The 9,324-nt window shown below is 34.8% G+C and carries 10 protein-coding genes and 1 pseudogene; 8 read left to right on the plus strand and 3 right to left on the minus strand.

Annotated features, from left to right (window positions below; all coding sequences use genetic code 11):
* Positions 1 to 151: 151 nt before the first annotated feature.
* Entirely contained in the window at positions 152 to 871 is a 720-nt protein-coding gene (deoC, locus tag E7Z77_RS09365; RefSeq protein ID WP_292753375.1) for a deoxyribose-phosphate aldolase, read from the minus strand.
* 53 nt (positions 872 to 924) lie between these two features.
* The gene (locus tag E7Z77_RS09370) at positions 925 to 2,589 is read right to left on the minus strand and encodes a tRNA uridine(34) 5-carboxymethylaminomethyl modification radical SAM/GNAT enzyme Elp3 (protein WP_292753379.1); all 1,665 of its coding nucleotides are present in this window, start codon (positions 2,587 to 2,589) and stop codon (positions 925 to 927) included.
* Positions 2,590 to 2,690: 101 nt separating this feature from the next.
* Here E7Z77_RS09370 and E7Z77_RS09375 point away from each other — a divergent pair, with 101 nt between their 5' ends.
* A complete protein-coding gene (locus E7Z77_RS09375) occupies positions 2,691 to 2,957 on the plus strand; it encodes a PRC-barrel domain-containing protein (protein ID WP_292753383.1) in 267 nt (88 codons plus the stop codon).
* A gap of 17 nt (positions 2,958 to 2,974) precedes the next feature.
* Entirely contained in the window at positions 2,975 to 3,280 is a 306-nt protein-coding gene (locus E7Z77_RS09380; RefSeq protein ID WP_292753386.1) for a DUF2098 domain-containing protein, read from the plus strand.
* A gap of 10 nt (positions 3,281 to 3,290) precedes the next feature.
* Here the strand turns inward: E7Z77_RS09380 and E7Z77_RS09385 are convergent, their stop codons facing one another.
* Positions 3,291 to 5,369, minus strand: coding sequence for a DEAD/DEAH box helicase (locus tag E7Z77_RS09385; RefSeq protein WP_292753389.1), 2,079 nt, complete (start codon positions 5,367 to 5,369; stop codon positions 3,291 to 3,293).
* 126 nt (positions 5,370 to 5,495) lie between these two features.
* On the opposite strand from E7Z77_RS09385, the gene E7Z77_RS09390 reads away from it, so the two are divergent.
* The 6 genes and pseudogenes from E7Z77_RS09390 to E7Z77_RS09415 all read left to right on the plus strand — a co-directional run.
* Entirely contained in the window at positions 5,496 to 5,759 is a 264-nt protein-coding gene (locus tag E7Z77_RS09390) for a thioredoxin family protein (protein ID WP_292753392.1), read from the plus strand.
* Between the two features lie 29 nt (positions 5,760 to 5,788).
* Positions 5,789 to 6,865 carry a cobalt-precorrin-5B (C(1))-methyltransferase CbiD gene (cbiD, locus tag E7Z77_RS09395; protein WP_292753395.1) on the plus strand — a complete coding sequence of 359 codons (1,077 nt, stop codon included), beginning with the start codon at positions 5,789 to 5,791 and terminating at the stop codon, positions 6,863 to 6,865.
* An 18-nt stretch (positions 6,866 to 6,883) separates the two neighbouring features.
* On the plus strand, positions 6,884 to 7,981 hold the full coding sequence (locus E7Z77_RS09400) for a glycosyltransferase family 4 protein (protein WP_292753398.1): 1,098 nt from the start codon (positions 6,884 to 6,886) through the stop codon (positions 7,979 to 7,981).
* Entirely contained in the window at positions 7,965 to 8,831 is an 867-nt protein-coding gene (locus E7Z77_RS09405; protein ID WP_292753401.1) for a shikimate kinase, read from the plus strand. The genes E7Z77_RS09400 and E7Z77_RS09405 overlap by 17 nt, the downstream gene beginning before the upstream one ends.
* Before the next feature lie 103 nt (positions 8,832 to 8,934).
* Complete coding sequence (locus E7Z77_RS09410; protein WP_292753404.1) at positions 8,935 to 9,276, plus strand: chorismate mutase; 342 nt, start codon at positions 8,935 to 8,937, stop codon at positions 9,274 to 9,276.
* Positions 9,263 to 9,324 (plus strand): annotated as a pseudogene (locus E7Z77_RS09415) (30S ribosomal protein S17e); the annotation flags it as partial. The gene E7Z77_RS09410 and the pseudogene E7Z77_RS09415, both read left to right, overlap by 14 nt.

Below are 9,324 nucleotides of genomic sequence, written 5' to 3' on the forward strand. Positions count from 1 at the left end.
CCATGGTAGTTCAGATGGGAGAACGCTAGACTGAAGATCTAGATGTCGCTGGTTCAAGTCCGGCCCATGGCATTACGTTTTTTTTTAAAATATTTTTCTATAATTGTTCTTTTTTTAAAATAGATTGTAATGGCGATGGATTTTACATATTTTATAATGTAATTGGTTTTGGTGTTACTTGTGTGTTTTCTCTCAATTCCCTGTATCTGTTGACAATTTCATATCCGTGGTCACTTCCGATAATATCTGCACCTGCGGTCAATATTTGGTTGGCAAACTTATAATTGTCAATTCCGCCGTAAATTTCTATTTTAATTTTTGGTGCGTGTTTTTGTATGATATTTATATCGTTAACATTTTCAAAGATGTGATTTGGGGATACAAATCCGGTAGCTGTTTTGACATAATCTGCACCTGCATTTTCAGCTGCTTTGGCTGCGTTGGCCTTTTCATAATCTTCCAATGCTTTGGTTTCAATAATCACTTTTAAAATTTTGTCTCCGATTGCTTCTTTGATTTGTCCAATTTCATTTTCAAGTAAAGGGTATTTTTCATCTTTCAAATAGCTTAAATTTAGAACCACTTCAAATTCATCTACTCCCTTTTCAAGCAATGATTTCGCTTCAGCTACTTTGCTTTCGGTATCTTCAAAGCCTAAGGGGAATCCGATAACACTTCCAACTTTAATTTCACTATCTTTTAATACCTCTTTTGCCAAATCAACATAAGTTGGTGAAACAACAACTGAATTAAAGTTTAATTCTTTTGCTTTTTCAAGAAATTCTTTCATTTCCCTTTCAGGAATCATGTTGTTTAGGTTGGTATAGTTGATGAGTTTTGCCAATTCTTTTGAATTTTTAATGTTATACATATTACCACTCTCTTAATTAGTTAGTATTTATACGAACATATATTTAAATATTTTTATATAATCTCTTTTTTCATGTACGGTCCGATTTTTTCATAACCGAATTTGCGATAATAATTTCTGGATCCGATTCCGCTTATGATGGCCATTTCCTCCTTACCATTATCTATCGCTAGGTTTTCAGCCTCCCTAAGAAGCTTTTCTCCAAATCCGGTGTGTTGGCCAATTTTAGGATTTTTATCTCCAATCTTAATCATGTTGCCATATACATGCAATTCCCTTACCAATGCGGTTTTGTCTGTAATTTCATCTCTGAAATGCATTTCGGAAGGAAAACGCAATCTTAAAAATCCTGCGATGCTTTCTTCGTTGTAATCTTCAATGGATAGGAAATGTTCTGTCCCTTCACATGCGGCATAGGTCTCTTTAAACAGCTCGAAGTCTTCAAAATTATATTGGTTTGTTGTTTTTTTATGACCTATTTCACGGCATCTTATGCATTGGCAGTTGATTTTTTCCTCTTCCAGTCTGTTGTATACGAGCTCTCCCAAATTGGATTTTTTCACGCCGGCTTCAATCAATGTTGATGGAATGTCCCTTTGAATTCTCATTGTTCTAACCCATTTTGGCAGTATTTTTTTAATTTTAACAATCAATTCAACAGCTTCTTCATCGGTGTAAGGTTCATATCCTCCGTTGGACCATAAGTCATATAATTCGCTGCCTTTTGTGACAAGGCATGGATAAATTTTGAGCATGTCAGGCTTATAGTTTTCATCACTGAACAATTGCTTAAACATTTTCAGATCCCGCTTTTCATCTGAAAACAATCCTGGCATCATATGCATTGCAACCTTAATGGCGGAATCCCTTAATAACTGATTGGATTCAACTACATCCGCAAGGGTATGCCCCCTCTTAATTTTTTTGTATAAATCATCAGATAATGTTTGAACGCCTAATTCAACACGGGTCACTCCAAAATTGAGCATTCTGTTAATATGTTCTTTTTTACAATAGTCCGGACGTGTTTCAAAGGTCATTCCCACGCATCTAACTTTTGAATTTTCATTTGCAGCTTGAACGTCATCAATTAGAACATAATCGCTTGGCGGATATGTTTTAAGAATTCCATTTTCAAAAGACCTGATTTCTTCATAATCCAGATTATATTCATAATTTTGGGGTTTGTTTTCAAGAATCAAACCGAAATCGGTCATGGCTTTCAGACATTGGGAAACGAACCATTCCTGATAGCATAAGTCTCTTGAAGGAAATGTTCCGCCCATTATAATTAATTCCACTTTATCTATTGGATGCCCGATTTTTTTCAGCTGTTTCAACCTGTTAAAGCATTGCACATAAGGATGAAATTCATACATTCTACCCCTAAGTGCAGCAGGTTCTTCACCTGTGTAGCTTGGTGGCGCTATATCGCTTTCAGGACAGTAGAAACATCTTCCATGAGGACATTTATGGGGATGGCACATTACCGCAACTATTGCAACGCCGGACATTGTTCTTGTTGGTTTCTTCTTTAGAATTTCTGAAACGATTTCCTTCTCTTCAGGTTTGGCAAATTCTAGAATGTCCGCATTGCTCATGAATCTGGATAATTTCAAGTCACGGCAGAGCTGTCTTTTTTCAACTTCAAGTTCACGTCGAGTAGATATCTTGCCGTCAATAATATCATTTATTATTGTTCGACATGCTTTTTTCATTATTTCACCATTCAATTAATTTAATAGTTAATCTTATTATTAGTTTTATTTAAATACTTAATTATTTAATATATATTCATATAACTTATGAAGGTGAAATTATGCAAATTAGAGAATTTTTAGGTTCTACAGTTTTAGATAAAAATGCATATGAAGTTGGTAAAGTTGAAAATTTAGATTTTGACCCTGAAACTGGTAAAATTGACAAAATTACATTAACTTTACAAAAAAACATATTCTCCAAAGACGAATTAGAAATCAACTTTGAAGATATCGCTACCATCGGAGCATATGTTATCTTAAACAAAGAAATTCCAAAAGAAACTGAAGAAAAAACCGTTGAAGTCGAAATAGAAGAAGACGAATAATAACACAGGTTTTTAAAATGGTTTTAGATGCAAGAGATATTGAAATCCCTCTCGAATCTTATGTTAGGTATGTTGATACCGGAACAATCGGTAAAGTAATCGACATGAAGACAAAAGATGGTGTGGAATGGGTTTTGTTAGATAAAACCAATATGTGGTATCGCTCAAAATTAGTAGAATTGCTTGAAGAGAAGGATATCAAGAAATCTACATATTATGATAAAGAAAGCGATGGTGAAATTGATATTGAAGAGATGAAAGAAAAAGCAAGAGCTTTAGAAGATTTAGAATTAGATTCTAAAGTTGCTGAGGGTGGAGGTTAATTCCACCTTTTTAATTATTTATAAATAAACTTATTTTTTCGGCAAGTTTTGGTCCAATGCCTTCAACTTGTTGCAACTCGTTTTGTGATACACCAGTTAAATCATTTCCAAATATTTTTACCAGATTTCTAGCTCTTTTTCTGCCTAAGCGTTTCACTCCAACAACCAATGGAATGATGTCCTCTTTTACTCCGTAATATAATCGTGCAGATAAGAAATCAAAGTCTTTTAAGTTAGAGTAGTTTCCTAAAACCTCTGATGTGTTTTTAGCAAATTTCACAAGACGTGATGCTTCATAAGCTGATCGGCGGGTTGATGCAGAATATACATTATACTTATTTTCTATTTCATATTCGCTTCTTTCATTAACCCATTCAATTAAGGAAACTGTTGTGGCTTCAGGATTTCCGATATCCACTGCAAATAGTCCTGCTTCGGACAGCCTGTCTCTTACAGGATCTTTTGATTTTCTGCCTTTAAATGAAATCAATGGTAAATCAGGAGTTTCAGATAATGCATAAATGAATTCCTCGACATTAATCTTATCAATGCTTGAGACGTATTCTTTGATTTTCACAGCTGTTTCGACACTGTAATTTGATTTTGCAATTAGATTACCGAAATCAGTAGTTTTGAGACCTTCAGGTGTAGCTCTTATGATTCCGTTTTGAAGTAAAAATTCCAGTGCGCTTTCCAGTTCATATCTTAAGCTATCTTCAGCAAATAGGGACATTGATGGATTATTGCTCATCTGATATCCGTATAATGTTTTCCCGAAAAATTCAGTAAGGTCATCCAGATTTTTAGAGAGTGATGATGCAATTTGAGCTATAATCTGTCTGTAGATTGCATCTTTATTATCAACAAGTTTTGAGTTTGTCTGTTCAATTTCCCCTTCGACATAGTATTCCTGCAGGTTTTGAGCTTCATCCATTGTTTTTGCAATGAGATATGAGTAACCCACATCATCATATTGGGGCCTTCCAGCCCTTCCGGACATTTGTTCATAGTCAAACACTGGAATCGGTTGAGGCCCATTACTTGTCCAACGGGTATGATCTCTGATTATAACAGTTTTTGATGGTAAATTAACTCCATACATCAAACTTGGAGTTGCAGTAATCATTAAAATATTTCCATTTCTGAATTCATCTTCAATAATTTCCTTCTGTTCATTGAAAAGGCCAGCATGGTGGAATGCAACTCCCTTTTCAGCGGCTTCAGCTAATTTTAAACAGGTGCTTGTTGGCAGAGACCCTTTCTTTTTTGGAACTTCCAGTAGTTTATCGGCCACTTCCTTAAATCTTTCCCTTTGCTCCTTGTTGATTTTCTTGTTTATTTTTTTAGCTACATAAGTGGCCAGACTTTCGGTAAATCTTCTTGTGGAAACGAATGCCAAGGCTTGGGATTTATCTTTTATGGTTTTTTCCATTACTTTTACAATGACATCATTCTTATTTTTTGTATTGAACATTTCGGCATCCAGCACTTCTTTATTTAATGGAACAGGCCGGTAATCATGCTCAACACATGTCCCTTCAAGCCATCCTTCAATTTCCCCAATGTTTTTCAGGGTAGCTGATAAGGCTATAATCCTTATGCCCGGATTGATAATCTTTGCTCTGGTGATTGCCGCTTCAAGTGTCGGTCCTCTAGTAAATTCACCAATCATGTGAAATTCATCGATAATTAAGGTATCCACATCCCTTAGAACATTCCATGAAAATCTGGTTAAAGCGTCAAATGATTCAAAAACCATCACTGACAGGTCGGAATTTGAAGGGTGTTTGCCGACATTGATTCCATGTTCCTCAAATGCCTTGAATTCTTTTACCTTTTCATTTTGTATCGAAAGGAGAGGTGCGGCATAAACTGCTTTTCCTCCATTTAATATTGTTTTAAGTGCAGGAAGCACCCCTAAAACTGTTTTTCCACTTGCTGTAGGAATGCAAATAATGTAATTGGATTTGTCATCCAAATATCCGGATTCGATTACGGCCTTTTGCGCAGGATTAAATTCTTTAATATAAGGATAAGCGCTATTAATTATTGTTTTGATATCATTGTCTAAGTTTTCCATTTTAATCATTAATCTTTATTTTTTTTATATATATTAAATATTTTCAGAGAGCATTTGTAACCTATTTTTATAGATAAACTTAATATATTGCAAGATAATAAATAGTTACAAATTAAAAATATAGGAGACAATATCATGGCAATTAAAGTAGAAGTATTTTCAACCAATTCATGTCCACACTGTCCTGCAGCAATTGATGCTGCTCAAAAAGCTAAAGACAAATTAGCAGATGCAATTGATGTAGAAGTAATCAAAATTGATGAAAGTATGGAAAACAGACAAAGAGCAATCGATTATCAAATCATGGCGGTTCCTACTATTGTTATTGATGGTGATGTGGCTTTTGTCGGTGCACCTCATGATTTTGAATTAATTGAAAAATTAGAATCTATGTTATAGATTCACTCTTTTTATAATTTTTAAATAAAATGACTAATGATAATTTTATGGGCGTTACAACAGGTACTGTAGCCACAGCATGTTCACTTGCGGCACTGGATGCTATTTTAGACACTCCGGATATTGCATGTGTCAAAGTTGAAACCCCTAAAAAAACATTAGATATTATCATTGATGAGTGTAAATTAATTTCTCCTTTTAAAGCTTATGCTGTAGCTCATAAAAATCCGTATAATGATCCTGATGTCACTGTTGATTTGGCAATCATATCGACTGTCGAATTAGTGGATGAATCTTCACAGGATTCCAAAATTGTCATCACCGGCGGTGAAGGCGTTGGATTAGTTACAAAGCCAGGTCTTCAAATTCAAGTTGGAGACTATGCGATTAATCCTGTTCCCCGTAGGATGATTATGAGGAATTTGGAAGAAAGGATTCCTGAAGGAAAAGCAGCTATCGTTACAATTTCCATTCCTGAAGGTGAAGAAATAGCTAAAAAAACAATGAATCCCAAATTGGGTATTATTGGAGGAATCTCAATTCTCGGAACTACTGGGATTGCAAGGTCAATGTCAAGTGATGCCTATAAAAATTCCATTGTTAAGCAACTTGATGTGGCAATTGCATCAGATATAAAAGACCTGGTTTTTGTTCCGGGCAATATTGGTGAGAAATTAGCATTAAAACAATTGAATGTTACAAAGGAACAGATTGTTCAAACAGGCAACTATGCAGGTTTCATGTTTGAAGAAGCTGAAAAGCGCGGAATTAATAAATTCACATATTTCGGTCATATGGGCAAGCTAATCAAAGTTGCCGGCGGAATATTCAACACAAAACATGCCGTTGCAGATGGAAGGCGTGAAATCATGGTTACTCATGCCGCTTTATGTGGTGTTGAAAAGAATGACCTTCAGAGATTGTTTGATTCAAAAACAACTGATGACATGATGTCCATTTTAGAGGAACTTAATGTTTCAGTTGATGTTTCAAACAGTATTGCAAATGCCATTCATGAAAGATGCATGCAGCGCTTTGATTTGGATTTAAATGTGATTATAGTGGATATGGAAGGAACTTATTTAAACGATAATTTCAGTAAATAATATTATGAGGTTATTTTTATGAAGATAGCTATGGTCGGTCAATTTCCACCTCATTTCGGAGGTGTAGGTGTTCATATTCACACGTTATCTAAAGAATTAGTCAGTCAAGGGCATGAAGTATATGTAATTACTTATCCCCATAAGGATATCCATGATATCGATGGGATTCATGTAATCGGAACTTCAGGATTAAATATTCCCGGTGTCAGGGGATTGATGTTTAAGATGAATGCAAAAAAGGCATTAAAAAGCCTTGTGGGAGAAGTGGATATTGATATTATTCATGGTCATTATTTGTTCCCTGCAGGTGCTGCTGCCGTTGAAGTTGGAAAAGAGAAGGGCATAAAAACATATGTTACTGCACACGGCTCAGACATGTTTGAACTCTATAAGTCTCAACCCCTAATGAGGCCAACTATTCGCAAGGTTTTGCATGATGCGGATGTTGTTCTTGCTGTCAGTAATGCATTAAGGCATGAAATTATTGCAACCGGAGTTGAAGGAATATCCAGCAAAACTAGACTTTCATGGAATTCCGTAGACATCGATAAATTCTCAACAGAGGAAAATAATACATTCAAAAAAGAAAATAACCTTGAAGATAAGCCTATTGTCCTTTTTGTAGGTAACTTGATTAGAAGGAAAAATGTTGATTCGATTTTAGAAGCTAAAAAGATAGCTAACAGCGATTATTATCTTGTTGTTGTGGGTGACGGGCCGCTGTTTAAAAAACTAAAAAAGAAAGTTGAAGATGAGAATATCCGTGATGTAATATTCACTGGGTCCAGAACAGATGTTGAGGATATTATCCCAAGTTGTGATGTTCTGATTTTGCCGTCCTATTCTGAAAGTTTTGGTTTAGTATTGATTGAGGCTTTAGCTTGTGGAAAGCCAGTTATTGGGAGTAATGTTGGTGGAATCACTGAAATAATAACTGAAGATGTGGGATTACTTGTTGATCCGAAAAAGGTTTCATCCATAGCCAGAGCGATTGATAGGATGATTAACGATGAGCAGTTCAGGTTTGTCTTATCACTCAATGCAAGAAGTAGAGCTATTGATTTTTCAAAGGTTTCCATTCCATATGATGAGGTAAACAATGAAGAGCAAGGTTAGATCCCCAGGTTCTGCAACAATAATCAATGCAATTGCAACAGGATGCGGTTCCGCCTTTGGGATTGGTTTGGATATTGAATGTGAAGCCAAAACAATTTCTCAGGGAATTGAATGCTTTAATGATGTGGGAGCGGACAATACCTTGATGGAGATATGTGTCGAGAAGGTTTTTTCCCATTATAATATTGATAAAAATGATTTTGGAATAAACTTAAAAACAAAATCCAAATTGCCAATGGCGTCAGGTTTGTCAAGCAGCAGCGCTTCATCCAATGCTATTGTAAAAGTCACCTCTTCAATCATCGCAAGCGAATTTGATGCCAGACCTCTTGATGATTTGGAAGTAATCAATATTGCAATTGATTCTTCATTGGAGGCGGGGGTCACAATAACAGGTTCATTTGATGATGCGACAGCCTCATATTTTGGAGGCGTAGTCGTAACAGACAATGCAAACAGGGAGTTTTTCATTAAAGAAAAAATGGATGAATATCCGATTCTTGTTTATATGCCTAATTATTATTCGAAATCTGGTGATTCTAATCCTCAAAGAATGAAGCTATTGGCTCCTTTGGTTGAAACAGCTTTTGAATTTGCACGTGAACGAAATTATTTCAATGCTTTGAATTTAAATGGACTGATATATTCTGCAACTTTGGGATTTAATTCGTCAATTGCCATTGATGCTTTGGAATCAGGAGCAATTGCTTCAGGATTATCAGGTACAGGTTCTTCTTTTGTTGCTGTTGTTAACGAAGAATCCATCGACGATGTCAAATCATCTTGGGAAAAATATGAAGGCCAGATTATCGAAACAAAAGTGGATAATATTGGCTGTAAATTATTGTAATTTTTTTATTCCATTATTTTGTTTTAACTGTTAAACATATAATTTATATAGTAGGATTAATAATAAATTATATTATTATCATTATTATCAATTTGGTGATTTTTTGAAAAGTGACTATCAAATAAAATCTTTTAAAAATAAAGAAGAAGCTGAAAAACTTCTCAAAGAATCAAGAAAGCGCATTGATGAAATTGATAATGAATTGTTCGATTTAATTTCTCAGAGAACATCTCTTGCAAAAGACATAGTTCTTTCTAAAGAATATCTTGGAATGCCAATATATGATAAATCAAGGGAAGAAGAAGTTCACAATAAACTCAAGAGGTTGTCTGAGGAGAATAATCTTGATGTTGATATTATTGATCAAATCGTAAACATGTTAACTATTTTAAGTAAAAATGAGCAAAAAGAAATTTTAAGGAGGAATGTTAATGGGCAATATTAGAACTTCATTTGTTAAACGTTTAGCAAAAGAACTTATTGAAACTCACAA

The organism is Methanobrevibacter sp. (assembly GCF_015062985.1).
In the GTDB taxonomy this organism is placed as follows: Archaea; Methanobacteriota; Methanobacteria; order Methanobacteriales; family Methanobacteriaceae; genus Methanocatella.